The following is a 24,537-nucleotide window of genomic DNA, read 5'->3' on the forward strand; positions in this document are numbered from 1 at the left end:
GCGCCATTGGCCGCTTTTCCGGTGGCAGGCTCGCCATTGGCCGGCAGCGATTGGCGGTCACGCAGGATACGGGCGACGGCCTGGAGCATTTCGTCGTGGTCGAAAGGCTTGGCGATGTAATCCACCGCGCCCATCTTCATCGAGTCGACGGCCGAACGCAGGCTGGCGTAGCTGGTCATGATCAGCACCGGAGTGCCCTGGCCGAGTTTGATCAACTCGGTGCCCGGAGCGCCCGGCAGACGCAAGTCGCTGACGATCAGGTCGAACGTGGGAATGGTGAAGCGTTCTTGTGCTTCCTGCACTGAACCGGCTTCGCTGACCTGGTACTGGTTACGTTCCAGCAGGCGGCGCAAGGCGGAGCGGATAATTGTTTCGTCTTCGACGATCAAAATGTGCGGCATTGATTCGATACTCTCGACGGTCTCAGTTCACAGCGGACGTCGCTTCGACATGACGCGGCAAAGTCACCCGGATACGGGTGCCGCGTTGGCTTTGTACATCAGCCGGGCTGTCGATGGTGATTTGTCCATAATGCTCTTCAACGATGGAATAGACCAGTGCAAGGCCCAGACCGGTGCCTTCGCCAGGATCCTTGGTGGTGAAGAAAGGTTCGAACAATCTGTCCATGATGTTCTTCGGAATACCGCTGCCTTCGTCTTCCACGATCAAGTCGACCGTGTGTTCGCCGGCTTCGCTTTTGACCCGCACCGCACTGCCGGGAGGCGAGGCGTCACGGGCGTTTGAGAGCAGGTTGATCAGTACTTGCGCGAGTCGCTGCGGGTCACCTTCGCACCAGTGATCGGGATCGCACAGGTTGTAAAACTGCACTTCGAAATTGCGTCGGTTCAGGGCCAGCAAACCGATGGCATCCTGAGCCACCTCAGCCAGACAGACGGGCTCGTCGCTGTGCTGGTGACTGCCGGCATGGGCGAAGCTCATCAGCGACTGAACGATGCGTGACACGCGTTTGGTCTGCTCAAGGATCTGCCCGCTGATTTCCTTCAGCTCGCCATCGTCTTCACGTTCTTCGCGCAGGTTTTGCGCCAGGCACGCGATGCCGGTAATCGGGTTGCCGATTTCATGGGCCACACCCGCCGCGAGTCGCCCGATGCTGGCCAGGCGCTCGGAGTGCACCAGTTTGTCTTCGAGCATCTGGGTTTCAGTCAGGTCTTCCACCAGCAAGACCAGGCCACTGTTACCCGGTGCGAGCGGTTCATCAATTGCCGCTTTGTGCAGGTTCAGCCAGCGGGTCTGGCCATCAAGGGCCAGGTGTTGCTTGTGTAAATGCTCGTCCGGCAGATTGATGAAGCCTTGCAGCAGTTCTTTCCACGGATCGGCGATGGTGCTCAGGCGCGAACCGACCACGCGTTGCGCCGCGATCCCGGTCAACTCCTCCATGGCTTTGTTCCACATGAGGATTTCCTGATCCTTTGCCAGCGAGCAAACGCCCATCGGCAATTCCTGCAAGGTCTGGCGGTGATAGCGGCGCAGGGCATCGAGTTCGGCGGCAAGGCCGGTGAGGCGCGAGTGATAGTCCTCGAGGCGGCTTTCGATGAAGTGGATGTCTTCGGTGACATAGTTTTCGCCACCGGCCTTATAGGGCAGGAAGGTCTCGACCATGTCCTGCGCCACGCTCGGGCCCATCAGGCCGGAGAGGTTGGCTTCGATCCGGTCGCGCAAACGGCGCAAGGCATAAGGCCGGCGCTCGTCGAACGGCAGATAGAGATCGCGCAGGGCTTGCTCGACTTCTTTCTGCGCGGCCTTGGCGCCCAGGGGCTTGGCCAGTTGCGTGGCGAATTCCTGAGGTGAGGCAGCGTGCAGTTCGCGGCGTTGCGGGCGACGCACGTTGTCCACGGCGCAGGCTTCGGCGGCGCTGGCCTCTTCGGGGCTGGCGTTGGTGAACAGCGAGATCAGGGTGAACATCAGCACGTTGGCGGCCAGCGACGCAATCGCGGCCATGTGCCAACTGGTGTCGTCCAGCACGTAGATCATGTTCAGCAGCGGAATGTAGAAGCCCTGCAGGTTGCCGACCAGAGGCAACAACATGGTCACCAGCCACACCAGGATCCCCGCCAGCAAACCGGCGATGAAGCCGCGGCGGTTGGCGGTTGGCCAATACAGGACCGACAGGACCCCCGGAAGAAATTGCAGCGTGGCCACAAACGCGACGATGCCGAGGTTGGCCAGATCCTGTTCGGCGCCGAGCAACAGGTAGAAACCGTAACCGGCCATGATGATCGCAACGATCAGCGCCCGGCGGGTCCACTTCAGCCAGCGATAGATGTTGCCTTCGGCCGGCGGTTGGTAGAGCGGCAGCACCAGATGGTTCAGCGCCATCCCGGACAGCGCCAGGGTGGTGACGATGATCAGCCCGCTGGCTGCCGACAACCCGCCGACATACGCCAGCAACGCCAGGGCTTTGCTGTTGGCGGCGATGCCGATGCCCAGCGTGAAATATTCCGGGTTGGTGGTAGCACCCAGTTTCAGTCCGGCCCAGAGAATCAGCGGCACCGCCAGGCTCATCAACAGCAGGAACAGTGGCAGACCCCAGCTGGCGCTGACCAGCGAGCGCGGGTTGAGGTTCTCGGTAAAGGTCATGTGGTACATGTGCGGCATCACAATCGCCGAGGCGAAGAACACCAGCAGCAGCGTGCGCCACGGGCCTTCCTGCAAGGGCGTATGCAAAGCGGCGAGGGCCGTCTGGTTTTGCAGCAGCCACAGTTCCAGCTGTTGCGGGCCGTCGAACACGCCATACAGGGCATAGAGGCCGACACCGCCAATGGCGATCAGCTTGATCACTGACTCGAAGGCAATCGCGAACACCAGGCCTTCATGTTTCTCGCGGGTGGCGATGTGACGCGAGCCAAAGAAAATCGTGAACAGGGTAATCAGCGCGCAAAAGCTCAGGGCCACGCGATGCTGCACCGGCTCGCGGGTCAGGATGCCGATGGAGTCGGCCACCGCCTGAATCTGCAACGCCAGCAGTGGCAGCACGCCGATCAGCATGAAAATCGTGGTCAGCGCCCCGGCCCACGTACTGCGGAAACGGAACGCGAACAAGTCGGCCAGCGACGACAGTTGATAGGTGCGGGTAATTTTCAGGATCGGGTACAGCAAGACCGGCGCCAGCAAAAACGCCCCGGACACACCCAGGTAACTGGACAGAAAACCGTAGCCGTACTGATAGGCCAGGCCCACCGTGCCGTAAAACGCCCAGGCGCTGGCATACACGCCCAGCGACAGGGTGTAGGTCAGCGGGTGGCGAATGATCGCCCGGGGGATCATGCCCCGTTCGCTGATCCAGGCGACGCCGAACAGCACCGCCAGGTATGCGGCGCTGATCAGGATCATCTGGGTCAGGCTAAAGCTCATCGGCATCTTTTTGGCTCTGCAGGATGAAGGTCACGACGATCAGAATCAGCCAGAGCAGATAAGGGCGATACCAGGCGCCAGTGGCGTCGATCCACCAATCCATGATGGCCGGGGAGAACAGGTAAATCCCCACTACCAGGAGCAGGACCAAGCGATAGATGTACATCCCGGCCTCTCTTTTTTATGCGCGTGCCCGAAAACGTGCGGCGATGGTAACGGATGGACGCGCCACTGCAAGTGTGATCACTGTAGTTGCGCTTCGGGCAGGTTGAGTGTGCGCGGGATTAATGAGGCATCCCAGTGGACGATGCCCCAATCCAGCACTTCCCGCGGTGTCGCATACGCCAGTTCTTTGCCCGGGTTTTGCCCGAGTGCGCGCAACGCACGCAGCAACAAAGGCGTGGCCTGCTCGGCGGTCAGCGGCGGCGAGCGGTAGGATTTGCCCAGTTTGTTGCCATCGGGCTGGGTAATCAGCGGGATGTGCAGATAACGCGGTTGCCGCAGGCCCAGCAGTTCTTGCAGGTAGAGCTGGCGCGGTGTGGAATCCAGCAGGTCCGCGCCACGAACGATATCGGTGATGCCTTGCCAGGCATCGTCCAGCACCACCGCCAGTTGATAGGCGTAGAGCCCGTCGCGGCGGCGAATCACGAAATCGCCGACTTCCCGGCCCAAATGCTGGCGGAACTCGCCTTGCACGCGGTCGATGAAGTGGTAGTCCAGCTCGGGCACACGCACTCGAATCGCGGCGCCTTCAGTGCCATGGCCGGCATTGCGGCACAGGCCCGGGTAAATGCCGTGATACGGCTCCAATTGCTTGCGCGAGCAGGTGCAGGCGTAAGCGAGGCCGTGATTGAACAGGCGATTGAGGACTTCGGCGTAGGCGTCGTGACGATCGCTTTGGCGGACCATTTCGCCGTCCCACTCGAAACCGTAGCTTTCCAGAGCTCTCAGGATGGCGGCCTGGGCGCCGGGTTCTTCCCGCGGCGGATCGAGGTCTTCCATGCGCATCAACCAGCGACCGCCCACCGCGCGCGCGTCGAGGTACGAGGCCAGTGCGGCGACCAGCGAACCGAAATGCAGGTGGCCGCTGGGCGTAGGGGCGAAACGGCCGATGTAGGCGGGGCTGTTGAGGGCAGTCATGGGCACGACGTTACTTGAGTGGGCGCAGCGTTCTCCGTAGGAGCCGGCTTGCTGGCGATGGCGCTCTTGAAATCGCCATCGCCAGCAAGCCGGCTCCTACAAATCATGAATTTCGGAAACAAAAACGGAGCGTTCGCACGCTCCGTTCTTCGTTCAAGGCGACATTACTTGCCGACTTGCTTTTCCTTGATTTCCGCCAGGGTCTTGCAGTCAACACACATGTCGGCGGTAGGGCGGGCTTCCAGTCGCTTGACGCCGATCTCGACGCCGCAGGACTCGCACCAGCCATATTCTTCGTCTTCGATCAGTTGCAGCGTCTTGTCGATCTTCTTGATCAGCTTGCGCTCGCGGTCGCGGGCACGCAGTTCAAGGCTGAACTCTTCTTCCTGGCTGGCACGGTCGGCCGGGTCAGGGAAGTTGGCCGCTTCGTCTTTCATGTGATCAACCGTGCGGTCGACTTCCTGCATCAAGTCCTGTTTCCACTTATTCAGGATCTTGGTGAAGTGAGCGCGCATGGGCTTGCCCATGTACTCCTCGCCCTTTACTTCTTTGTAGGGTTCGAAGCCGCTGATCGACTGGTTTTGCTGCTTTGCTTGGGTGGGCATGAAATGGACCGCCTCTACTCTTGTAATCCATTGCGCAGGATTGCTCCATCACCGACACCTGCCGGCCCTGCGGCTGCAAGCGGGCGAACTTACCAGATCAAATCAGACCGCGCTACTCCCGGATGTCGAGGTAGTGGCCCGAAGGGCTTGCAAATGATTGCAAAGCCTTGTCTGGTGGCGTTGGAGACCTGATCAATTATTGATTTTAGTCAAACCTGAGGTACACGCTTGAGTCGTTTACGGCCAGGGTTATAACGCGTCTGACCGCTTTAGGTTCTCGCTCGTTCCAACGCTTGGGTAGAATCGATTTTTTTCTCCGTTGTAAGGAAGGCTAATGGCTCAGTCCTACAGTGCCCGCAGTCGCGCGATCGAACCTTTCCACGTCATGGCGCTGCTGGCGCGGGCCAATGAACTGCAAGCCGCGGGTCACGATGTGATCCACCTGGAAATCGGCGAGCCGGACTTCACCACCGCCGAGCCGATCATCCAGGCCGGCCAGGCAGCACTGACGGCGGGGAAGACCCGTTACACCGCTGCGCGTGGTATTCCCGAGTTGCGTGAGGCCATTTCGGGCTTTTATCAGCAGCGTTACGGGTTGAACATCGACCCGCAGCGAATCCTCATCACGCCTGGCGGTTCCGGCGCCCTGTTACTGGCCAGCGCCTTGCTCGTCGACCCGGGCAAACACTGGCTGCTGGCGGACCCGGGTTATCCCTGCAACCGGCATTTCCTGCGGTTGGTTGAAGGCGCTGCGCAACTGGTGCCGGTCGGCCCGGACGTGCGCTATCAGCTGACGCCGGACCTGGTGGCGCGCCATTGGGACCAAGACAGCGTCGGCGCCTTGGTGGCCTCGCCCGCCAACCCGACCGGGACCATCCTGACCCGCGACGAACTGGCGGGCTTGTCGGTTGCGATCAAGGAACGACACGGTCATCTGGTGGTGGACGAGATCTACCATGGCCTGACGTATGGCACCGATGCCGCCAGTGTGCTGGAAGTCGATGACAGCGCTTTCGTCCTTAATAGTTTTTCCAAGTATTTCGGCATGACCGGGTGGCGGCTGGGATGGCTGGTCGCCCCTGAAGCGGCAGTCGGTGAGCTGGAAAAACTCGCGCAAAACCTCTACATCAGCGCCCCGAGCATGGCCCAGCACGCCGCACTGGCCTGCTTCGAACCGGCCACGATCAGCATTCTGGAAGAGCGCCGCGCCGAATTCGGTCGTCGTCGGGATTTCCTGTTGCCGGCCCTGCGAGAACTGGGATTCGGGATCGCCGTCGAGCCGGAAGGCGCGTTCTACTTGTACGCCGATATCAGCAAGTTCGGCGGTGATGCCTTCGCGTTCTGCCGACATTTCCTCGAAACCGAGCATGTGGCAATTACCCCTGGCCTGGACTTTGGACGCTATCAGGCCGGGCATCATGTGCGTTTTGCCTACACCCAAAGCCTGCCGCGCCTTGAAGAAGCGGTCGAACGGATCGCGCGTGGATTGCGGAGCTGGCAAGGCTGATGCGTTTTCATCCTCCCCTCGAAGAAGGTCGCCTGATCCGTCGCTACAAGCGTTTTCTCGCCGATATCGAAACCGTTGGCGGCGAATTGCTGACCATCCACTGCCCGAACACCGGCTCGATGCTCAATTGCCAGGTGGAGGGCGGGCAGGTCTGGTTCAGCCGCTCCAACGACCCCAAGCGCAAGTTGCCCGGCACCTGGGAAATCGGCGAAACCCCGCAAGGGCGGTTGTTTTGCGTGAACACCGGGCGGGCCAACGGGTTGATCGAAGAGGCGCTGCGGGCGGGCGTGATTACCGAACTGAACGGTTTTACCGAGTTGAAACGCGAAGTGGCCTACGGGCAGGAAAGCAGCCGCATCGATTTTCGCCTCGATTACCCGAGCGGCCCGGCTTATGTGGAAGTCAAAAGCGTCACTTTGGGCTTCGATGGTTCTTCGGTGGCGGCATTTCCCGATGCAGTGACCCAGCGAGGGGCCAAGCATTTGCGCGAATTGGCGCATTTGGCTCGGGACGGAATTCGTGCGGTGCAGTTGTATTGCGTCAATCTCACCGGCATCGACGCCGTGCGTCCGGCAGAAGAGATCGATTCGGCCTACGCCGCAGCCTTGCGTGAGGCGGTGTCGTGCGGGGTTGAGGTGTTGGCCTATGGCGTGCACTTGACCCACGAAGAAATGGTGGTTGATCGGCGTATGGATGTGTTGCTCAACGGTTAAAGACTGATCCAGATTCCTTGTTCGTCTTCGCGGCAAGCAACGGGGGTTAGGGATTGCCCGGCGCACGGGCCGGCGACGCATTCGCCGTCTTCGATCAGGAACAGTGCGCCGTGGGTGGCGCACTGGATCAGGCTGTTGCTGGGGTCGAGAAACTGGTCGGGTTTCCATTCCAGCCCGACACCCCGGTGGGGGCAGCGATTGATGTAGACGTACACTTGGCCGCCTCGGCGCACGGCAAAAAGTTTCTGACTGTCGACGTCGAATCCGCGACTGCTGTTGTCAGCCAGTTCGGCACCTGTGCAAAGCCACTTCATGTCTATCCTCAATTACGGCGGCTCGTGACCGGATATGTCCGAGCTTGACGTTCAAATGCAAACAATTATCAAATGGCCGCTTCGCCCGTGGGGTGCAGGTGCCGGATGCCGAGGATACTTGGCCTGTCATCTCGATGCCTGGGAAAACTTAAAAGGAAGCTGTTTATGCGCCTGAGTACCCGCGTTGCTGCGCTGTGTGTCGGACTCCTCGCCAGCCACCACGCCGCAGCGGCCGAGTTGCCACAGCGTTGGGTCAGTGCCGGCGGCGCTCTGTCGGAATGGGTGAGTGCGTTGGGCGGTGAGTCGAAACTGGTCGGTGTCGATACCACCAGTCAGCATCCGGCCTCGTTGAAGGCGCTGCCGAGCATCGGTTATCAGCGGCAACTGTCGGCGGAGGGCATCTTGAGCTTACGCCCGCAGATTCTGGTCGGCACCGAAGAAATGGGGCCGCCGCCGGTGCTGTCGCAGATTCGTAGTGCGGGTGTTCAGGTCGAGCTGTTCTCGGCCCAACCCGATCTGCCGACGTTACAGGGCAACCTGGCGCATCTGGGCAAATTGCTCGGCGCTGAAGACCGGGCTGCGCAGTTGCTCCAAACCTACCAGCAGCAACTCGATCAACAGAAGGTCCGGGTCACTCGTGCGCAGTTGAAGGAAAAATCGCCGGGCGTGCTGTTGCTGCTGGGCCATGCGGGCGGCAAACCGCTCATCGCCGGTAAAGACACCGCCGCCGATTGGCTGATCCAGCAGGCCGGTGGGCACAATCTGGCAACGCATACTGGCTACAAGCCCTTTTCTGTTGAGTCGCTGGTCAGCCTGGACCCCGACGTGCTGGTGTTTGCTGACCGAGCGCTGACTGGCGATGCCGCGCGCGCGGCGCTGTTCAAGGAAAACCCGATCCTGTCCTCGACCCGTGCGGCCAGGGACGGGCGCGTCATGGAGCTCGATCCGACCTTGTTGGTGGGTGGGTTGGGGCCGCGGTTGCCCGATGCGTTGAAAACGCTGTCTGATGGTTTCTTCCCCGGTAATACGGCCCAATGACCGTTCTGGTTAAACCCCGTACGTTGTTCATTGGCCTGAGCCTGCTGTGTTTAGTGGCGATCTGGTTGTCGTTGGCGCTGGGGCCGGTCAGCCTGCCTTTATTCGATACGCTGCGCGCGGCGTTGCGCATGATCGGTTTGCCCATTGCCCCCGATGGGCTGGAGCAGGCCGAGTTGATCCTCGGGCAAATCCGCCTGCCTCGAACCTTGTTGGGCCTTGCGGTGGGTGGCGTGCTGGCATTGTCCGGCGTGGCAATGCAGGGATTGTTTCGTAACCCGCTGGCTGATCCGGGGTTGGTCGGGGTGTCCAGCGGTGCTGCGCTGGGCGCCGCTATCGCGATTGTCGGTGGTTCGGTGTTTGGTGGTCTGCCTGAATCGTTCGGACCTTATCTGTTGTCGGTGTGCGCATTTCTCGGCGGGTTGGGTGTGACGGCGCTGGTGTATCGACTGGGTCGCCGTAATGGACAGACCAATGTCGCAACCATGCTCCTTGCCGGGATCGCGCTAACTGCACTGGCGGGTTCAGCGGTCGGTTTGTTCACCTATCTGGCCGACGATGCAACCTTGCGCACACTCACGTTCTGGAACCTGGGCAGCCTTAATGGCGCGAGTTATTCGCGGCTCTGGCCGTTGCTGCTGGTGAGCGCCGGTGTGGCGCTCTGGTTGCCGCGCCGGGCCAAGGCCTTGAATGCGTTGCTGCTGGGCGAATCGGAGGCCGGTCACTTGGGCATCGACGTCGAAGGACTCAAGCGCGAATTGGTGTTCTGCACTGCACTGGGGGTTGGCGCGGCCGTGGCGGCAGCGGGGATGATCGGCTTTGTCGGTCTGGTGGTGCCGCATCTGGTGCGCCTGCTGGCCGGTCCTGATCATCGGGTGTTGTTGCCGGCCTCGGTGCTGGCGGGTGCCAGTCTCCTGCTGTTTGCCGACCTGGTCGCACGGCTGGCCCTGGCGCCAGCAGAGTTGCCGATCGGGATTGTCACGGCCTTCATCGGTGCGCCGTTCTTTCTGTATTTACTGCTCAGAGGGCGTGCCTGATGTTGCGAACCCAGAGTCTGCAAATCCGCCGAGGCTCAAAGATCGTTCTGACGGACATCACGCTTGAGCTCAAGCCAGGCGAAGTCCTCGGTGTGTTGGGCCCTAACGGTGCTGGCAAAAGCACCTTGCTCGGTGCCTTGTGCGGCGAATTGAAGGCTGACCACGGCAGCGTCTGGCTCGATCAGCGCGAGTTGAGTCATTGGACCGGCGCACAGCGAGCCCAACGACTGGCGGTCTTGCCGCAGGTGTCGACCCTGGACTTCGCCTTCCGTGTCGAAGAAGTGGTCGGCATGGGCCGTTTGCCTTATCAAAGCGGGCGGGTGCGGGATGACGAGATCGTCGCCGCCGCCTTGCACGCTGCCGATGCTGGACACCTGAGTGGCCGCAGCTATCTGGCGCTGTCCGGCGGCGAGCGTCAGCGGGTGCATCTGGCGCGGGTGCTGGCGCAGCTCTGGCCGGGCGAAGCGGGTCAGACGCTGTTGCTCGATGAGCCGACCTCGATGCTCGACCCGCTGCACCAGCACACTACCCTGCAAGCAGTGCGCGAGTTCGCCGATCATGGCGCGGCGGTGCTGGTGATCCTGCATGATCTGAATCTGGCGGCGCGCTATTGTGATCGCCTTCTACTGCTCGAAGGCGGGCGGCCGGTGGCGCTGGATACCCCAGAGCAAGTCTTGCGCCCGGAACCGCTCAAAGCGGTGTTCGGGCTGGAAGTACTGGTGCAGGCGCATCCGGAACGTGGTCATCCGCTGATCATCGCCCGCTGAGAATGACATCGAGGTAAGCATGCGAGGGATTTTGCTACTGGCGGTCGTGTTGTTGAGTGCCTGCCAGCACGTTTCGGTACCGCCTCCAGTCGTCGGTGAGATTCAGGACCTGCGCAACGGCCAGGTCCTGACGCCCCAGGCGCTGGTCGAGCGACTGGCCACGCCTTCGCGGCTGATCGTCGGCGAGCAGCATGACAATTCTGATCACCATCAACTGCAATTGTGGTTACTACAGGCGTTGGGCGAACGTCGACCCCAAGGCAGTCTGCTGCTGGAAATGCTCACGCCGGATCAACAACCGCGCGTCGATGACATTCGCCGTGCCTCGACGTTGCCCGCGGATCTTCCCGGTGCGTTGAACTGGCAGTCGGGTTGGGACTGGAATCTGTACGGGCCGGTTGTGCGTTTTGTGCTGACTCAACCTTACCCGCTGCTGGCGGCCAATCTGGACAATCTTGAAGTCCGTACCGTTTATGCCAAGCCGCCGACATTAAACGGTCGGCTTTCCAATGCTCCGTCGGTCAAGGATGAGTTGCTGGCGCAGATCAACGACTCCCATTGCGGCCTGCTGCCCACCTCGCAAATGCCCGCGATGCTGGCGGTCCAGCAGCAACGTGATCGGCGGATGGCCGAGCGCTTGCTGTCGGCACCGACGCCTTCGCTGCTGTTTGCCGGCGCTTACCATGCGCGCAAGGATGTTGGCGTGCCGATCCATGTGCTCGATCTTGGCGAGCCTGAAGCACCGGCGGTGTTGATGCTGGCGGAGCAGGGTGGTGAGGTCACGTCGGCCATGGCTGATTACGTCTGGTACACGGCTGCCACGCCGGCTCAGGATTACTGTGCGCAAATGCGTAAGCAGTTCGGGAAGTAAACGGGCGACTTTTCCACAGACAAAAAAAGACCCGGCAAGAGCCGGGTCAAATAACCGTGATTAGCCTGATGAGGAGATATCTGAGAGTCCGAACCAAGGGCTTTTCAAATATCGACCAGTCTCGCGACCAGTTGTGATAATCATAGCGATTCTCATTACCAAGTCAACCGCTGTTTTTTGATTTCTTTGAAATCCCCTGTCTTCTGGCGGGAAAGCCCCGTAATCGTTGGGCCCCAGGTGGTAATCCTGAGGTGAAACACGCCTGTTCAATTCTTATGGCGGGACGAGATGGCTTCCAATTGTTTGTTCAAGGCTTCTTTGCGATCGGCTGGTATGTCGTTCCAGTGCACATCCATCAGCGCGCCTTCGATCGCATACAACAACACCTTGGACGCCCGGAACCCGCGCGTGCGCACGGCTCGATAAGCATCCACCGCCCCGAGGCGACGCAAGTCCGACGCACTGTGGATGCCCACGGCATGCAGCCACTGTGCCGACGTCTTGCCAAGATTCTTCAGGTGTTGCAGTTCATCATTCATCAAGCCTCCTTGCGACGGCCGAACGGTGCGTGGGCGAGCCTCTCAGGAGTGTAGCCATCAGTAGGAAAAGCGTGATTGTTTGGTCGGTTTCGACGCAAAAGCTTCTAAGAGGAAGACTCAAGTAACTGCGTGAAGGTCTGCGGGAGCAGTAGGAGGAAGCGCGGAGGAATCAACTTTCCCGACAAAAAAAATCCAGCGCCCAGCGCGAAGCGGGGGCGCTGGACTTGTCAGGCAGAACGTCGTTTTTAGCGGGTGCGATAACGCAGGCGAGTACCGAAATTCATCGACATCAGGATCTCGTCAGCACTCAGTTCTGGCGGAAAGTAGGCGCCGGAGATCTGTGCGTGAGCCAGGCTCGCGCCTTCCAGGCAGGAGTTGCGGAAGTCGATGCCGCGCAAATCCGCGGAGCGAAAATAGGCGTCGGTGAAATCGACGCCATCGGCGTTCAGTTCACGCAGGTCCAGGCCACGGAAATCGCCGCCGACCATGTCGACAGAGGCATGACTGGCGCGTTCGGCATTGAAGCCTGCGATGTCGTCTTTGTGCAGCAAGGCATAAAGCGGGGTGTCGAGAAGTTTCGGCTGGCTCATGTCGCATCACCTGATGGTTTTATGACGCCAGTATAGTGCCACTATTTGGCAGCCGTGAAGCCGGCGATGGCTTCACGGCTGAAATAGTTTTTACAGGCCTGGCATTCGCTGGCGAATCTGCGCAACAACGGTGTCGAGCGTCCCGCTTTCGTTGGTCTGGACGCGTTTGCTGCAAAGAATCTCGGCAGGCGTCAGCGCTTCGCGGCTGGCTTGCTGGGCGGCGATAACGGCGAGGTTGGCGTCGGACGGATCCTTCTGGTCTGCCTGACGCAAGGCCAGCCAGCTCTCGATGACTGCCTGTGGTGCATTGCAATCGAGGATCAGGAACGGTGCCCCGGTGGCTTCGGCGATTTTCGCCGCGCCATCGCGCTGGTCGCGCTTGAGGTAAGTCGCATCGATGACCACCGGGAAACCGGCGCGCAGGATGACCGCAGCAATCTCATGCAGTCGGCTGTAGGTGGCGGCGCTCGCATCGGCACTATAAATGCCGGCCTGCGGGTCATTCGGTACGGTTTGCTCGCCGAACAGGCGCTTGCGTTCAACATCCGAACGCAGGCGAATGGCGCCCAGCGCTTCCACCAGGCGCATGGCGACATGGCTCTTGCCGACAGCGGAAACGCCATGGGTAATCGCCATGAAGCGCGAAGGAATGGTGCTGTAGCTTTCCGCCAGGTTGGCGTAGTTGCGGTACTGACGCAGGGTGGTGGCGCGCTGCACCGGGTCGGCCTCGGCCGGCATGCTGAACAGGCTGACCTTGGCGCGAACCAGTGCGCGGTAGGCCTTATAGAAGTTCAGCAGCTCAAGGCCCTGATAGTCACCGGTCAGTTCCAGGTACTGGCTGATGAAACGGCGCGCCAGGCTTTTCAGGCCGCGATCTTCCAGGTCCATGGCCAGGAAACCGGTGTCGGCATAAACGTCGGTGAAGCGGAACGGTTCGTTGAACTCGATGCAGTCGAAGATTACGACCTTGCCGTCGATCACGGTGGCGTTGCCCAAGTGGATGTCGCCGTGGCATTCGCGGATGAAGCCTTCAGCCTTACGCTGGGCAAACAGCGGCTTGAGGCGTTCGAAGCTGCTTTCGGCCCAGGCTTGCAACGCATCAAGTTGCAGCAGATCGGCCTTGTCGCTGAGGAACGGGCGGATCTGTTCGAAGTTCTGGCGTACCGGTGCCATCACGCTGTCCGGGGTGCCGGCTTCGTGTTCGCCAGGCACTTTGGGTGCAGTGAGGTGGAATTGGGCGATCTGTGCGGCCATCTCGTCGATGTGCGCGGTGGTCAACTCGCCATTGGCTTGCAGGGTGCTGAGCAACTGGCTTTGTGGGAATTGACGCATTTTCAGCGCGAAATCGACAACCGGACCTTCGCCGCCCAGTTGTGGCGCCGCTTCGCTGCCGGTGATCGGCAACACTTCCAAATACAAATCGTTGGTCAGGCGCTGGTTAAGGCGCAGCTCTTCGCCGCAGAAATGCTCGCGAGCGTCGAGGCTGGTGAAGTCGAGGAAGCCGAAATTCACTGGCTTCTTCACTTTATAAGCAAAGGGGCCGGTGAGAATGACCCAGGAAATATGGGTCTCGATGACCTGGAACCCGTCGACAGGATGCGGGTAGAGGGCCGGGTTTTGCAGGGCGGCGATCAGGGACTGGCTCACAGGCGATCCTTCAGAGTCTGGGGAAAATTCACGGCCGCCATTATGGCTGCAAGTCCGCCTGACGCAAACCTCGGAGGGCGCCTGTTGAGTATGAATAAAGTGCGTATAATCCGCCGCCATGACTCGTACTCGATCCCCCCGTACCCCCAAAAAACCACCTTCCAGGGGCTTGAGCCCCTGGCTGGGCTGGGCCCTTAAACTCAGTCTGGTCGGCCTCGTGGTGCTCGCCGGGTTCGCGGTTTACCTCGACGCCGTGGTCCAGGAGAAGTTCTCCGGCAAGCGCTGGACCATCCCGGCCAAGGTGTATGCGCGCCCGCTCGAACTGTTCACTGGTCAGAAACTGAGCAAGGAAGACTTCCTCACCGAGCTCGATGCCTTGGGCTATCGCCGCGAAGCCGTGAGCAACGGCCCCGGCGCTGCTGCGGTCAACGGCAACACCGTCGACTTGAATACCCGTGGCTTCCAGTTCTATGAAGGCCTGGAAAAGGCTCAGCCGGTGCGCGTGCGTTTTTCCGGCGATTACGTGGCTGACCTTTCGGCGACCAACGGTTCGAAGCTTTCCGTCGTGCGCCTGGAGCCTCTGCTGATCGGCGGCATTTACCCGAAAAACCTCGAAGATCGCATTCTGATCAAAATCGATCAGGTCCCGCCGTACCTGCTGGAAACCCTGGTCGCCGTGGAAGACCGGGATTTCTATAGCCACTGGGGCGTGTCGCCCAAGTCGATTGCCCGCGCCGTGTGGGTCAACACCTCCGGCGGCAAGATGACCCAGGGCGGCAGTACGCTGACCCAGCAGTTGGTGAAGAATTTCTACCTGACCAGCGAACGCAGCCTGACCCGCAAACTCACCGAAGCCATGATGGCGATGCTGCTTGAGCTGCATTACGACAAACGGGAAATTCTTGAGGCGTACCTCAATGAAGTGTTTGTCGGTCAGGATGGCCAGCGCGCGGTGCACGGTTTCGGCCTGGCCAGCCAGTTCTTTTTCGGGCAGCCATTGTCCGAGCTGAAACTGCATCAAGTCGCCTTGCTGGTGGGGATGGTCAAGGGGCCGTCCTATTACAATCCGCGTCGCAACCCGGAGCGGGCGCTGGAGCGGCGTAATCTGGTGCTCGATGTGCTTGAGCAGCAAGGCGTCGCCACCGCCGAGCAGGTCGCAGCGGCGAAGAATATGCCACTGGGTGTGACGACGCGCGGCAAGCTGGCGGACAGTTCATTCCCGGGCTTCCTCGACCTGGTTAAACGTCAGCTGCGCGAAGACTATCGCGACGAAGACTTGACCGAAGAAGGCCTGCGGATCTTCACCAGTTTCGACCCGATCCTGCAGATGAAAGCCGAGGCGTCGGTCAACGACACCTTTAAACGCTTGTCCGGACGCAAGGGTTCCGATGAGGTTGAGGCGGCGATGGTCGTGACCAACCCGGAAACCGGTGAAGTCCAGGCCATGATCGGCAGCCGTCAGGCGAGTTTTGCCGGCTTCAACCGGGCGCTGGATGCGGTGCGACCGATCGGTTCGTTGATCAAGCCTGCGGTTTATCTGACAGCCCTTGAGAAACCGAGCCAGTACACGCTGACCAGTTGGCTGTCGGACGAATCCTTCTCGGTCAAAGGCGCGGACGGTCAGGTCTGGAAACCCCAGAACTACGATCGCCGTTCCCACGGTACGGTTTTCCTGTACCAGGGCCTGGCCCATTCCTACAACCTGTCGACGGCGCGTCTCGGGTTGGCGGTGGGCGTGCCGAATGTCCTGAAGACATTGGCACGCCTGGGTGTCAGTCGCGAGTTCCCGGCGTTCCCTTCGATGTTGCTGGGGGCCGGTGGTTTGACGCCGATCGAAGTGGCGACCATGTACCAGACGCTGGCCAACGGTGGTTTCAATACGCCGATGCGTGGGATTCGTAGCGTACTGACCGCCGAAGGCGAGCCGCTCAAGCGTTATCCGTTCCAGATTGAGCAGCGTTTCGACCCAGCCTCCATTTACCTGATCCAGAGCGCCATGCAACGAGTCATGCGTGAAGGTACGGGCAGTTCGGTTTATAACGTGCTGCCGAAAACCCTGACTTTGGCGGGTAAAACCGGCACCAGTAACGACTCGCGAGACAGCTGGTTCGCCGGTTTCAGCCAGGATTTGCTGGCGGTGGTGTGGCTGGGTCGCGATGACAACGGCAAGACGCCGTTCACCGGTGCAACCGGTGCGCTGCAGGTCTGGACCAGTTTCATGCGCAAGGCCGATCCGCTGCCGCTGGACATGCCGCAGCCGGACAATATTGTTCAGGCCTGGGTCGATTCGCGGACCGGGCAAGGTTCCGAAGGCAGCTGCCCAGGTGCCGTGCAGATGCCGTATATTCGCGGCAGCGAACCGCCTCCCGGCGCTGCTTGCGGTGGCGACAGTCCCGCATCCGGCGAAACGGTGATGGATTGGGTCAAGGGCTGGATGAATTAAGCAAAGAGGGTTTCAAGTGAACAAGTGGTTGATTCCAGCGGTTACCGCCGTGGCTTTGCTCAGCGGTTGTTCCTCCGTACAACGCGGTTCGATTCCGGTTGTGGACTCTGGCAGTGCTGTCTCCAACAGTGAGCGAGTGTCGGCAAATGGCGGTTTCCGTCAGACGACGACTAAACGTCCTGTGCAAGCCCAGGCTCAGGCGATTCCACAAGGCGACACGGGTGTCGTCGTGATGGTGCCGGGTGGCGGAGCAGTGGCCTCGGCACCGATCAGCACCGGTCCGATTACGCCTGGCCCGATTACCCCGGGGCCGATCGACACCTCGCCGGTACAGTCGGCACCGATCAATCAGGGCAGCTACAGCATGCCGTCGACGCCGAGCGGGATTCCTTCGGCGAGCTCCGGCGGCTTGTCTGCCGATGAACAGCTGGATGGCCCGGTACTGGCATTGTTGACCACCGCTCAACAGCAACAGGCCAGCGGTGATCTCAACGGTGCATCCTCCAGTCTCGAGCGTGCCCAGCGTGTTGCACCGCGTGAGCCGCAAGTGCTTTATCGTCTGGCTCAGGTGCGCATGGCCCAAGGCGATGCACCACAGGCTGAACAGTTCGCCCGTCGTGGCCTGACGTTCGCCAATGGTCGTCCGGCGCTTCAGGCCAGCCTGTGGGAATTGATCGCCCAGGCGCGTGAGAAACAGGGTGATTCCGCAGGTGCGGCGCTGGCCCGTCAGAAGGCCAAGGTTGTATCGTGATGGATGCACGCTTCCCCAAGATTGCCGAGCAACTGCTGTTGATCGAGCGTGAGCTACGGGTTCAGGGATGGTGGGATGAAGTTGCGCCCTCCGCTGAAGCGTTATCCAGCGTCGAACCTTTTTCGGTCGATACGCTGGATTTCGAGCAGTGGCTGCAATGGATCTTCCTGCCGAAGATGAAGGTCATCCTCGAACAGGATTTGCCGCTGCCCAACGCATCAGGGATTCAGGAGATGGCCGAAATGGTCTTCGCCGCCCGCAATGTTCAGGGCAAGGATCGCTATTTGCAGGTCTTGCTCAAAGAGTTCGACCTACTGATCACCGCCTCTCGCTGAACCGGATACTGCCAGTGCCTACTGGCAGTTATCCCCAATCTGTTTTTGTGCTTCGGTAATGCGTTCCTGACGCTGCTCGTCATTGAGACGGCGCATCTCACCGTCGACTTCCTCGCGCAATCGCGGATTGTTCTGCAGCTGGGCCAGGTTTGTTCGCGCCTGCTCGCAGAACACCTTTAGCTGGGCTTGCTGCTCGGCGACCTGCTTTTTCACTGTGTTGTCGATGGCCTGTTGATCGCCAATCGCCGTGCTGCGCGTTGGTGCAGCGGGTTTGCCGGCAGGCGGGGAGGGCGTCACCACGGTGGTGGCCTCCTGGCCTTGCGGCGGTTGCGCGTCGAAGTGGGTCACGCCTTGGGCGTCGACCCATTTATAGATCTGACCGGCCACACACAATGGGCTGATCAGCAAAGTGACCATGAAGAACGTTCGCATGCCATTTCCTTGCCAGAGTTGCGCAATTGAAGCTAACACAGTTGCGGTTTAGCGGTTTTTTCTTGCTTTCTCATGTGCTTACTTCAATAAAGCACATAGACGGCTTGACTTGCAGAGGACGAAACAGAAGAATCCAAAGTCCGCTGTAGAGGGACTGCCAGAAGCAGGCCCACTCAGCAGATCATGAGGCGCACATCCGCGCCGACCTGTTACACCCGCAACGCGTTACCTCGCGCTGGGTGGGAAAGGCCCGCAACACTTGGGACGATCCCAATACTTGCTCAGTCAGTGCTGACGTAGTCGGCGACCACCGTCGCTCATGCTCTGCTGAGAAGTAAACCTATTAAGACCCGTCCCCGTTTATGTGGGCGGTATTCTGGCGTTTTAGAGGTGAACAACGTGGAGCTTTTATCTGGCGGTGAGATGCTCGTCCGCTTTTTGCGTGACGAAGGCGTTAAATATATCTATGGGTACCCAGGTGGTGCCGCATTGCATATCTATGACGCGCTGTTCAAAGAACCAGCCGTTCAACATATTCTCGTTCGTCATGAGCAGGCTGCCACTCACATGGCGGATGGCTATGCGCGCGCCACCGGCAAGGCCGGCGTCGTACTGGTGACCTCCGGTCCCGGCGCGACCAACGTCATTACCGGTATTGCTACGGCGTACATGGACTCGATTCCGATGGTGATCCTGACCGCCCAGGTGCCTAGCACCATGGTCGGTACCGATGCCTTCCAGGAAACCGACATGATCGGTATCTCCCGGCCGATCGTGAAACACAGTTTCATGATCAAGCATGCTTCGGAAATCCCGGAGATCATGAAAAAGGCGTTCTACCTCGCGCAATCCGGTCGTCCTGGTCCTGTCGTTGTCGACATCCCGAAAGACATGACCAACCCGGCCGAGAAGTTCGAATACATCTTCCCGAAAAAAGCCAAGCTGCGCTCCTACAGCCCGGCGGTTCGTGGCCACTCGGGCCAGATCCGCAAAGCGGTGGAAATGCTGTTGGCGGCCAAGCGGCCGATCATCTATGCCGGCGGCGGCGTCATTCTGGGCAACGGCTCCGCGCCGTTGACCGAACTGGCGCAACTGCTGAACGTGCCGGTCACCAATACCTTGATGGGCCTCGGCGCCTATCCGGGCAGCGACCGTCAGTTCCTCGGCATGCTCGGTATGCACGGCAGCTACACCGCCAACCTGGCGATGCACCATGCGGACGTGATCATGGCCGTGGGCGCGCGTTTCGATGACCGTGTTATCAACGGTGCATCGAAGTTCTGCCCAAGCGCCAAGATCATCCACATCGACATCGACCCGGCTTCGATCTCCAAAACCATCAAGGCCGACGTTCCTATCGTAGGCCCGGTGGAAAGCGTACTGACCGAAATGGTCGCTACCTTCAAAGAAATCGGCGAGACCCCGAACAAGGACTCGGTGGCTGCCTGGTGGAAACAGGTTGAAGAGTGGCGCGGTGATCGCGACATGTTCCCTTACAACAAAGGGGACGGCAGCATCATCAAGCCGCAAACCGTTATCGAAACCCTGCACGAAGTGACCAAGGGCGATGCCTACATTGCGTCCGACGTGGGTCAGCACCAGATGTTCGCGGCTCAGTACTACCGCTTCAACAAGCCTAATCGCTGGATCAACTCCGGCGGCCTGGGCACGATGGGCTTCGGTTTCCCGGCAGCAATGGGCGTGAAACTGAGCTTCCCGGAAGCGGACGTGGCTTGCGTGACCGGTGAAGGCAGCATCCAGATGAACATCCAGGAGCTGTCCACTTGCCTGCAACATGACCTGCCGGTAAAGATCATCCTGCTCAACAACGGCGTGCTCGGCATGGTCCGTCAGTGGCAGGACATGAGCTACGGTGCGCGTCACTCGCACTCCTACATGGAATCGTTGCCGGACTTCGTCAAGTTGGCTGAAGCCTACGGTCACGTCGGCATGCGCATCACGGACTTGAAGGATTTGAAGCCGATGATGGAGCAAGCCTTCGCGATGAAGGATCGTCTGGTGTTCATCGACATCAAGGTCGACGCCGCTGAGCACGTCTACCCGATGCAGATCAAAGACGGCTCCATGCGCGATATGTGGCTGAGCAAGACGGAGCGTACTTAATCATGCGACATATTATTTCCCTGCTTCTGGAAAACGAACCCGGCGCTCTGTCTCGTGTAGTCGGCCTGTTCTCGCAGCGCAACTACAACATCGAAAGCCTGACCGTGGCCCCTACCGAAGACCCGACCTTGTCGCGTCTGACGCTGACCACTGTCGGTCACGATGAAATCATCGAGCAGATCACCAAGAACCTGAACAAGCTGATCGAAGTGGTCAAACTGGTCGACCTGTCGGAAAGTGCTCACATCGAGCGCGAACTGATGCTGGTCAAGGTCAAGGCCACCGGCGCCCAGCGCGCCGAGATCAAGCGCACTACCGATATTTACCGTGGGCAGATCGTCGATGTCAGCGCCAGCGTGTATACCGTTCAACTGACCGGTACCAGCGACAAGCTCGACAGCTTCATTCAGTCCATCGGCACCGCCTCGATCCTGGAAACCGTCCGTAGCGGCGTAACCGGTATCGCTCGCGGCGACAAAGTACTCAGCATCTAAACCAAATTAGCGAACGGCCTGAACGGCCTGGATATATAGGGGAATTTCATGAAAGTTTATTACGAAAAAGACTGCGACCTGTCGATCATCCAGGGCAAGAAAGTTGCCATCATCGGTTACGGTTCCCAGGGCCACGCTCAAGCGTGCAACCTGAAAGACTCCGGCGTTGACGTAACTGTCGGTCTGCGCAAAGGTTCGGCCACTGTTGCCAAAGCCGAAGCTCACGGCCTGAAAGTGACCGACGTTGCTTCCGCTGTTGCGGCTGCCGACCTGGTCATGATCCTGACCCCGGACGAGTTCCAGTCTGCCCTGTACAAGAACGAAATCGAGCCGAACATCAAGAAAGGCGCCACCCTGGCCTTCTCCCACGGCTTCGCGATCCACTACAACCAGGTTGTTCCGCGCGCTGACCTCGACGTGATCATGATCGCGCCGAAAGCACCGGGCCACACCGTGCGTTCCGAGTTCGTCAAAGGCGGCGGTATCCCTGACCTGATCGCTATCTATCAGGATGCTTCGGGCAACGCTAAAAACGTTGCACTGTCCTACGCCGCAGGCGTCGGTGGCGGTCGTACCGGCATCATCGAAACCACCTTCAAGGACGAGACCGAAACCGACCTGTTCGGCGAACAAGCCGTGCTGTGCGGCGGTACCGTTGAGCTGGTCAAAGCCGGTTTCGAAACCCTGGTTGAAGCTGGCTACGCGCCGGAAATGGCCTACTTCGAATGCCTGCACGAACTGAAGCTGATCGTTGACCTCATGTACGAAGGCGGTATCGCCAACATGAACTACTCGATCTCCAACAACGCTGAATACGGCGAGTACGTGACCGGTCCGGAAGTGATCAACGCCGAGTCCCGTCAAGCCATGCGCAACGCCCTGAAACGTATTCAGGACGGCGAATACGCCAAGATGTTCATCAGCGAAGGCGCGACCGGCTATCCTTCGATGACCGCCAAGCGTCGTAACAACGCCGCTCACGGTATCGAAATCATCGGCGAGCAACTGCGCTCCATGATGCCGTGGATCGGTGCCAACAAGATCGTCGACAAAGCTAAAAACTAAGTCGCGCACTTGTACAAAAAAACGCGGCTTAGGCCGCGTTTTTTCGTTTGGGTGACCGGTTCTGGTATAAAGCTGCATCGTTTGCGGCCGAACCGTCGTCCCAGACACCTGTCGAAACTTTCCACCCCGTTGCAAGGTAATGTCCATGAGCGAACGTCCCGAAGAGCCAAACAAGGCTTCTGACGCCGAAAGCCTGCTGCCCATCGATGAACACATCGAAGAAGGGCATGACGCTGAAGGTCGTAAAGTCCGGCATCGTGGTATCTATCTTCTGCCGAATCTGTTCACCACCGCGAACCTGTTCGCAGGGTTTTATTCCATCATCAGTTCGATGAGCGCCCAGAGTGCCTTGAGTGCCGGTGATTCAATTGGCGCGAGCAAGTATTTCGCGTTTGCCGCGATTGCGATTTTCGTCGCTATGGTGCTCGACGGCCTTGATGGCCGCGTTGCCCGCATGACCAATACCCAGAGTGCCTTCGGCGCCGAGTACGATTCGCTGTCGGACATGGTCGCCTTTGGTGTCGCGCCGGCATTGCTGGCGTTTGGCTGGGCCTTGGGCGACATGGGCAAGGTCGGCTGGATGGTTGCCTTCATCTATGTCGCGGGTGCAGCGTTGCGCCTGGCGCGCTTCAATACGCAAGTCGGCACTGCGGATAAACGCTACTTCATCGGTCTGGCCAGTCCGGCTGCTGCGGGAGTTGTCGCGGGGATTGTCTGGGCGTTCAGCGATTACGGCATTCAGGGGTCCAAGATGTCGTTCCTGGTTGCGCTGATGGTGGCCGCCGCCGGCATGCTGATGGTCAGCAACATCAAGTACAACAGCTTCAAGGAGCTGGACTTGAAGGGGCGCGTACCTTTTGTCGCGATCCTCGCGGTAGTGCTGGTGTTTGCCGTGGTCTTCAGTGATCCGCCGCGCATTCTGCTGCTGGTTTTCCTCGCTTACGCGGCGTCTGGTCCGGTGCAATACCTGTTGCATCTTCGTCGGCACAAAAACGCCGAGTGATGTAATTTCCCTCATACTCCGCAGTCTATTGGTGCATCTGTCCTCCAATGCTGCGGAGTTGCCATGCTGATCAAAGTCCCCAAAGCGTCTGACTGCCATGAGTCGGATGTCACGCCTGAATCCTTCTACCTTTCTCGACGCAATTTGCTGGGTGCAGCCGTTGCCGGTCTGGCGGTGAGCAGTCTGCCGCGCTGGGCCAGTGCTGACGAAGCCGCTCGTTACGCAGATGTCGAACCTGGGAAGGCGCCTTCCTGGTTTGCCGAAAAGCTTCCTTCTACTAAATGGGGGGCAGTCAACGTCAAGGATGAGGCGATCACGCCCTTCAAGGATGCGACCCACTACAACAACTTCTACGAGTTCGGCACTGATAAAGGCGACCCTGCCGCCAATGGCGGCTCGCTGAAGACTGAGCCTTGGACCGTGGTGGTGGATGGAGAGGTGGGTAAGCCGGGGCGGTATGCGCTGGAAGATTTCATGAAGCCTTATCAGCTGGAGGAGCGGATTTATCGTCTTCGCTGTGTTGAGGCCTGGTCGATGGTTATTCCCTGGATTGGTTTTCCGCTCTCGGCGTTGCTGAAGCAGGTCGAGCCGACAGCGAAGGCCAAGTTCATCCGCTTCGAAACGCTGCAGGATCCCAAGAGCATGCCTGGGCAGCGCTCTGGTTTTGCCTTGATCGAGTGGCCCTATGTAGAGGGTTTGCGCCTGGATGAGGCGATGAATCCGTTGGCCATTCTTGCGGTGGGCATGTATGGGCGTGAACTGCCGAATCAGAACGGGGCGCCATTGCGTTTGGTGGTGCCCTGGAAGTACGGCTTCAAGAGCGTCAAATCCATCGTGCGGATCAGTCTGGTCAGCGAACAACCAAAAACCACTTGGCAGAGCATTGCCGCGGATGAATACGGCTTCTACGCCAACGTGAACCCGACAGTCGATCACCCGCGCTGGACCCAGGCGCGGGAGCGTCGTTTGCCGAGCGGCCTGTTCAAGCCCAATGTTCGGGACACGCAAATGTTCAACGGCTACTCGGATGAAGTCGCTTCTCTCTATACAGGGCTCGATCTGCGGAAGAACTACTGATGCGTTATCCGTTTTGGCGAATTAGCGTCTTTATAGCGGCTGCGGTCTGGCCGCTGTTTTGGTTGTATCAGGCCTGGCAGGATGTTTTAGGTCCTGATCCGGGCAAGGTGCTGGTTGATCGTCTGGGGCTGGGGACACTTATCCTGCTGCTGATAACGTTAAGCATGACGCCTCTGCAGAAGCTCACCGGTTGGGCGGGGTGGATTGCTGTGCGCCGACAGCTGGGGTTGTGGTGTTTCGCTTATGTGGTTCTGCATCTGAGCGGCTACACGGCGTTCATTCTTGGATTTGATTGGTCTCAGCTGGGTGTCGAGTTGCGCAAACGGCCGTACATCATTGTCGGGACGTTGGGGTTTCTCTGTTTATTGGCATTGGCGGTGACTTCTAATCGTTACAGTCAGCGACGGCTGGGTGTTCGTTGGAAGAAGCTGCATCGGTTGGCGTATGTCATTCTCGGGCTTGGATTGCTGCATATGTTGTGGATCGTTCGTGCCGATCTTAAGGAATGGGCTATCTATGCTTCTATAGGTGCGCTGCTATTAGTGTTGCGCATCCCGCCTGTGGCCCGTCGACTTCCGCGTTTAATAGCCAAAAAGGCACCTTCTGCAAGAAAAGCATAAATAGGTGTTGACGGCAGATTCTGGAAGTCTATAATTCGCCCCACTTCCGGCGTAGT

Annotated in this window: 25 protein-coding genes; 15 read left to right on the forward strand and 10 right to left on the reverse strand. The window is 59.5% G+C overall.

Annotated elements, in window-relative coordinates; translation table 11 throughout:
* The 5 genes from K0F88_RS32480 to dksA all read right to left on the reverse strand — a co-directional run.
* On the reverse strand, nucleotides 1–401 hold a 401-nt coding region (locus tag K0F88_RS32480; RefSeq protein ID WP_257605299.1), incomplete at its 3' end, for a response regulator.
* A 22-nt stretch (nucleotides 402–423) separates the two neighbouring features.
* On the reverse strand, nucleotides 424–3,378 hold the full coding sequence (locus K0F88_RS19340; RefSeq protein WP_219096111.1) for a sensor histidine kinase: 2,955 nt from the start codon (nucleotides 3,376–3,378) through the stop codon (nucleotides 424–426).
* Complete coding sequence (locus K0F88_RS19345) at nucleotides 3,362–3,538, reverse strand: hypothetical protein (protein WP_003176118.1); 177 nt, start codon at nucleotides 3,536–3,538, stop codon at nucleotides 3,362–3,364. Before K0F88_RS19345 ends, K0F88_RS19340 begins: the two co-directional genes overlap by 17 nt.
* A 77-nt stretch (nucleotides 3,539–3,615) precedes the next feature.
* A complete protein-coding gene (gene gluQRS / locus K0F88_RS19350) occupies nucleotides 3,616–4,512 on the reverse strand; it encodes a tRNA glutamyl-Q(34) synthetase GluQRS (RefSeq protein ID WP_219096112.1) in 897 nt (298 codons plus the stop codon).
* A 164-nt stretch (nucleotides 4,513–4,676) separates the two neighbouring features.
* Nucleotides 4,677–5,117: an RNA polymerase-binding protein DksA gene (gene dksA / locus K0F88_RS19355; RefSeq protein WP_007902025.1), complete on the reverse strand. Its 441-nt coding sequence runs from the start codon at nucleotides 5,115–5,117 to the stop codon at nucleotides 4,677–4,679.
* A 334-nt stretch (nucleotides 5,118–5,451) separates the two neighbouring features.
* Between dksA and K0F88_RS19360 the strand changes: the two genes are divergently transcribed.
* Nucleotides 5,452–6,624: a pyridoxal phosphate-dependent aminotransferase gene (locus K0F88_RS19360; RefSeq protein ID WP_219096113.1), complete on the forward strand. Its 1,173-nt coding sequence runs from the start codon at nucleotides 5,452–5,454 to the stop codon at nucleotides 6,622–6,624.
* Entirely contained in the window at nucleotides 6,624–7,337 is a 714-nt protein-coding gene (sfsA, locus tag K0F88_RS19365) for a DNA/RNA nuclease SfsA (RefSeq protein WP_219096114.1), read from the forward strand. The genes K0F88_RS19360 and sfsA overlap by 1 nt, the downstream gene beginning before the upstream one ends.
* Here sfsA and K0F88_RS19370 read toward each other — a convergent pair.
* Nucleotides 7,334–7,651, reverse strand: a complete 318-nt coding sequence (locus tag K0F88_RS19370) for a Rieske (2Fe-2S) protein (RefSeq protein WP_219096115.1) — start codon at nucleotides 7,649–7,651, stop codon at nucleotides 7,334–7,336. The two genes, sfsA and K0F88_RS19370, sit on opposite strands and share 4 nt — an antisense overlap.
* Before the next feature lie 165 nt (nucleotides 7,652–7,816).
* Between K0F88_RS19370 and K0F88_RS19375 the strand changes: the two genes are divergently transcribed.
* From K0F88_RS19375 to K0F88_RS19390, 4 genes are read left to right on the forward strand one after another with little or no spacing between them, the layout of a single operon-like run.
* Nucleotides 7,817–8,689: a hemin ABC transporter substrate-binding protein gene (locus tag K0F88_RS19375; RefSeq protein ID WP_094470622.1), complete on the forward strand. Its 873-nt coding sequence runs from the start codon at nucleotides 7,817–7,819 to the stop codon at nucleotides 8,687–8,689.
* Nucleotides 8,686–9,723, forward strand: coding sequence for an iron ABC transporter permease (locus K0F88_RS19380; RefSeq protein WP_094470623.1), 1,038 nt, complete (start codon nucleotides 8,686–8,688; stop codon nucleotides 9,721–9,723). The genes K0F88_RS19375 and K0F88_RS19380 overlap by 4 nt, the downstream gene beginning before the upstream one ends.
* Nucleotides 9,723–10,490 carry a heme ABC transporter ATP-binding protein gene (locus K0F88_RS19385; protein ID WP_094470624.1) on the forward strand — a complete coding sequence of 256 codons (768 nt, stop codon included), beginning with the start codon at nucleotides 9,723–9,725 and terminating at the stop codon, nucleotides 10,488–10,490. Before K0F88_RS19380 ends, K0F88_RS19385 begins: the two co-directional genes overlap by 1 nt.
* Nucleotides 10,491–10,509: 19 nt before the next feature.
* On the forward strand, nucleotides 10,510–11,361 hold the full coding sequence (locus tag K0F88_RS19390; protein ID WP_094470625.1) for a ChaN family lipoprotein: 852 nt from the start codon (nucleotides 10,510–10,512) through the stop codon (nucleotides 11,359–11,361).
* Between the two features lie 266 nt (nucleotides 11,362–11,627).
* On the opposite strand, the gene K0F88_RS19395 is transcribed toward K0F88_RS19390, so the two are convergent.
* The 3 genes from K0F88_RS19395 to K0F88_RS19405 all read right to left on the reverse strand — a co-directional run bounded on the left by K0F88_RS19395 (nucleotide 11,628) and on the right by K0F88_RS19405 (nucleotide 14,137).
* Nucleotides 11,628–11,900 carry a TfoX/Sxy family protein gene (locus tag K0F88_RS19395; RefSeq protein ID WP_010467623.1) on the reverse strand — a complete coding sequence of 91 codons (273 nt, stop codon included), beginning with the start codon at nucleotides 11,898–11,900 and terminating at the stop codon, nucleotides 11,628–11,630.
* 245 nt (nucleotides 11,901–12,145) lie between these two features.
* On the reverse strand, nucleotides 12,146–12,490 hold the full coding sequence (locus K0F88_RS19400) for a pentapeptide repeat-containing protein (protein WP_010467624.1): 345 nt from the start codon (nucleotides 12,488–12,490) through the stop codon (nucleotides 12,146–12,148).
* Between the two features lie 90 nt (nucleotides 12,491–12,580).
* Nucleotides 12,581–14,137 (reverse strand): bifunctional aminoglycoside phosphotransferase/ATP-binding protein, encoded by a 1,557-nt coding sequence (locus tag K0F88_RS19405; RefSeq protein WP_219096116.1) that lies wholly within the window; start codon nucleotides 14,135–14,137, stop codon nucleotides 12,581–12,583.
* 118 nt (nucleotides 14,138–14,255) lie between these two features.
* Between K0F88_RS19405 and mrcB the strand changes: the two genes are divergently transcribed.
* From mrcB to K0F88_RS19420, 3 genes are read left to right on the forward strand one after another with little or no spacing between them, the layout of a single operon-like run.
* Nucleotides 14,256–16,580 (forward strand): penicillin-binding protein 1B, encoded by a 2,325-nt coding sequence (gene mrcB / locus K0F88_RS19410; protein ID WP_219096117.1) that lies wholly within the window; start codon nucleotides 14,256–14,258, stop codon nucleotides 16,578–16,580.
* 16 nt (nucleotides 16,581–16,596) lie between these two features.
* Nucleotides 16,597–17,331: a tetratricopeptide repeat protein gene (locus K0F88_RS19415; RefSeq protein WP_094470628.1), complete on the forward strand. Its 735-nt coding sequence runs from the start codon at nucleotides 16,597–16,599 to the stop codon at nucleotides 17,329–17,331.
* Nucleotides 17,331–17,666, forward strand: a complete 336-nt coding sequence (locus K0F88_RS19420) for a YqcC family protein (protein WP_094470629.1) — start codon at nucleotides 17,331–17,333, stop codon at nucleotides 17,664–17,666. The genes K0F88_RS19415 and K0F88_RS19420 overlap by 1 nt, the downstream gene beginning before the upstream one ends.
* A gap of 18 nt (nucleotides 17,667–17,684) precedes the next feature.
* Here the strand turns inward: K0F88_RS19420 and K0F88_RS19425 are convergent, their stop codons facing one another.
* The gene (locus tag K0F88_RS19425) at nucleotides 17,685–18,098 is read right to left on the reverse strand and encodes a DUF4124 domain-containing protein (protein ID WP_094470630.1); all 414 of its coding nucleotides are present in this window, start codon (nucleotides 18,096–18,098) and stop codon (nucleotides 17,685–17,687) included.
* A gap of 399 nt (nucleotides 18,099–18,497) precedes the next feature.
* On the opposite strand from K0F88_RS19425, the gene K0F88_RS19430 reads away from it, so the two are divergent.
* The 6 genes from K0F88_RS19430 to msrQ all read left to right on the forward strand — a co-directional run bounded on the left by K0F88_RS19430 (nucleotide 18,498) and on the right by msrQ (nucleotide 24,481).
* On the forward strand, nucleotides 18,498–20,222 hold the full coding sequence (locus K0F88_RS19430; protein WP_010467631.1) for an acetolactate synthase 3 large subunit: 1,725 nt from the start codon (nucleotides 18,498–18,500) through the stop codon (nucleotides 20,220–20,222).
* 2 nt (nucleotides 20,223–20,224) lie between these two features.
* Nucleotides 20,225–20,716: an acetolactate synthase small subunit gene (gene ilvN, locus K0F88_RS19435; RefSeq protein WP_003205610.1), complete on the forward strand. Its 492-nt coding sequence runs from the start codon at nucleotides 20,225–20,227 to the stop codon at nucleotides 20,714–20,716.
* Between the two features lie 48 nt (nucleotides 20,717–20,764).
* Complete coding sequence (gene ilvC / locus K0F88_RS19440; protein ID WP_007948647.1) at nucleotides 20,765–21,781, forward strand: ketol-acid reductoisomerase; 1,017 nt, start codon at nucleotides 20,765–20,767, stop codon at nucleotides 21,779–21,781.
* Nucleotides 21,782–21,926: 145 nt separating this feature from the next.
* Nucleotides 21,927–22,784 (forward strand): CDP-diacylglycerol--serine O-phosphatidyltransferase, encoded by an 858-nt coding sequence (gene pssA / locus K0F88_RS19445; RefSeq protein WP_010467638.1) that lies wholly within the window; start codon nucleotides 21,927–21,929, stop codon nucleotides 22,782–22,784.
* Between the two features lie 63 nt (nucleotides 22,785–22,847).
* Entirely contained in the window at nucleotides 22,848–23,861 is a 1,014-nt protein-coding gene (msrP, locus tag K0F88_RS19450) for a protein-methionine-sulfoxide reductase catalytic subunit MsrP (RefSeq protein WP_219096118.1), read from the forward strand.
* A complete protein-coding gene (gene msrQ / locus K0F88_RS19455) occupies nucleotides 23,861–24,481 on the forward strand; it encodes a protein-methionine-sulfoxide reductase heme-binding subunit MsrQ (RefSeq protein ID WP_219096119.1) in 621 nt (206 codons plus the stop codon). Before msrP ends, msrQ begins: the two co-directional genes overlap by 1 nt.
* Nucleotides 24,482–24,537: the final 56 nt, after the last annotated feature.

This window comes from Pseudomonas sp. UMAB-40 (assembly GCF_900095275.1).
In the GTDB taxonomy this organism is placed as follows: Bacteria; Pseudomonadota; Gammaproteobacteria; order Pseudomonadales; family Pseudomonadaceae; genus Aquipseudomonas; species Aquipseudomonas mandelii_B.

Coding starts and splice junctions, on each gene's coding strand:
- K0F88_RS19385 (WP_094470624.1), top strand. CDS start 9,723: ATGTTGCGAACCCAGAGTCTGCAAATCCGCCGAGGCTCAAAGATCGTT.
- K0F88_RS19360 (WP_219096113.1), top strand. CDS start 5,452: ATGGCTCAGTCCTACAGTGCCCGCAGTCGCGCGATCGAACCTTTCCAC.
- K0F88_RS19400 (WP_010467624.1), bottom strand. CDS start 12,490: ATGAGCCAGCCGAAACTTCTCGACACCCCGCTTTATGCCTTGCTGCAC.
- K0F88_RS19340 (WP_219096111.1), bottom strand. CDS start 3,378: ATGCCGATGAGCTTTAGCCTGACCCAGATGATCCTGATCAGCGCCGCA.
- dksA (WP_007902025.1), bottom strand. CDS start 5,117: ATGCCCACCCAAGCAAAGCAGCAAAACCAGTCGATCAGCGGCTTCGAA.
- mrcB (WP_219096117.1), top strand. CDS start 14,256: ATGACTCGTACTCGATCCCCCCGTACCCCCAAAAAACCACCTTCCAGG.
- K0F88_RS19370 (WP_219096115.1), bottom strand. CDS start 7,651: ATGAAGTGGCTTTGCACAGGTGCCGAACTGGCTGACAACAGCAGTCGC.
- msrQ (WP_219096119.1), top strand. CDS start 23,861: ATGCGTTATCCGTTTTGGCGAATTAGCGTCTTTATAGCGGCTGCGGTC.
- K0F88_RS19380 (WP_094470623.1), top strand. CDS start 8,686: ATGACCGTTCTGGTTAAACCCCGTACGTTGTTCATTGGCCTGAGCCTG.
- ilvN (WP_003205610.1), top strand. CDS start 20,225: ATGCGACATATTATTTCCCTGCTTCTGGAAAACGAACCCGGCGCTCTG.
- gluQRS (WP_219096112.1), bottom strand. CDS start 4,512: ATGACTGCCCTCAACAGCCCCGCCTACATCGGCCGTTTCGCCCCTACG.
- K0F88_RS19420 (WP_094470629.1), top strand. CDS start 17,331: ATGGATGCACGCTTCCCCAAGATTGCCGAGCAACTGCTGTTGATCGAG.
- sfsA (WP_219096114.1), top strand. CDS start 6,624: ATGCGTTTTCATCCTCCCCTCGAAGAAGGTCGCCTGATCCGTCGCTAC.
- K0F88_RS19345 (WP_003176118.1), bottom strand. CDS start 3,538: ATGTACATCTATCGCTTGGTCCTGCTCCTGGTAGTGGGGATTTACCTG.
- K0F88_RS19425 (WP_094470630.1), bottom strand. CDS start 18,098: ATGCGAACGTTCTTCATGGTCACTTTGCTGATCAGCCCATTGTGTGTG.
- K0F88_RS19395 (WP_010467623.1), bottom strand. CDS start 11,900: ATGAATGATGAACTGCAACACCTGAAGAATCTTGGCAAGACGTCGGCA.
- pssA (WP_010467638.1), top strand. CDS start 21,927: ATGAGCGAACGTCCCGAAGAGCCAAACAAGGCTTCTGACGCCGAAAGC.
- K0F88_RS19390 (WP_094470625.1), top strand. CDS start 10,510: ATGCGAGGGATTTTGCTACTGGCGGTCGTGTTGTTGAGTGCCTGCCAG.
- ilvC (WP_007948647.1), top strand. CDS start 20,765: ATGAAAGTTTATTACGAAAAAGACTGCGACCTGTCGATCATCCAGGGC.
- K0F88_RS19375 (WP_094470622.1), top strand. CDS start 7,817: ATGCGCCTGAGTACCCGCGTTGCTGCGCTGTGTGTCGGACTCCTCGCC.
- msrP (WP_219096118.1), top strand. CDS start 22,848: ATGCTGATCAAAGTCCCCAAAGCGTCTGACTGCCATGAGTCGGATGTC.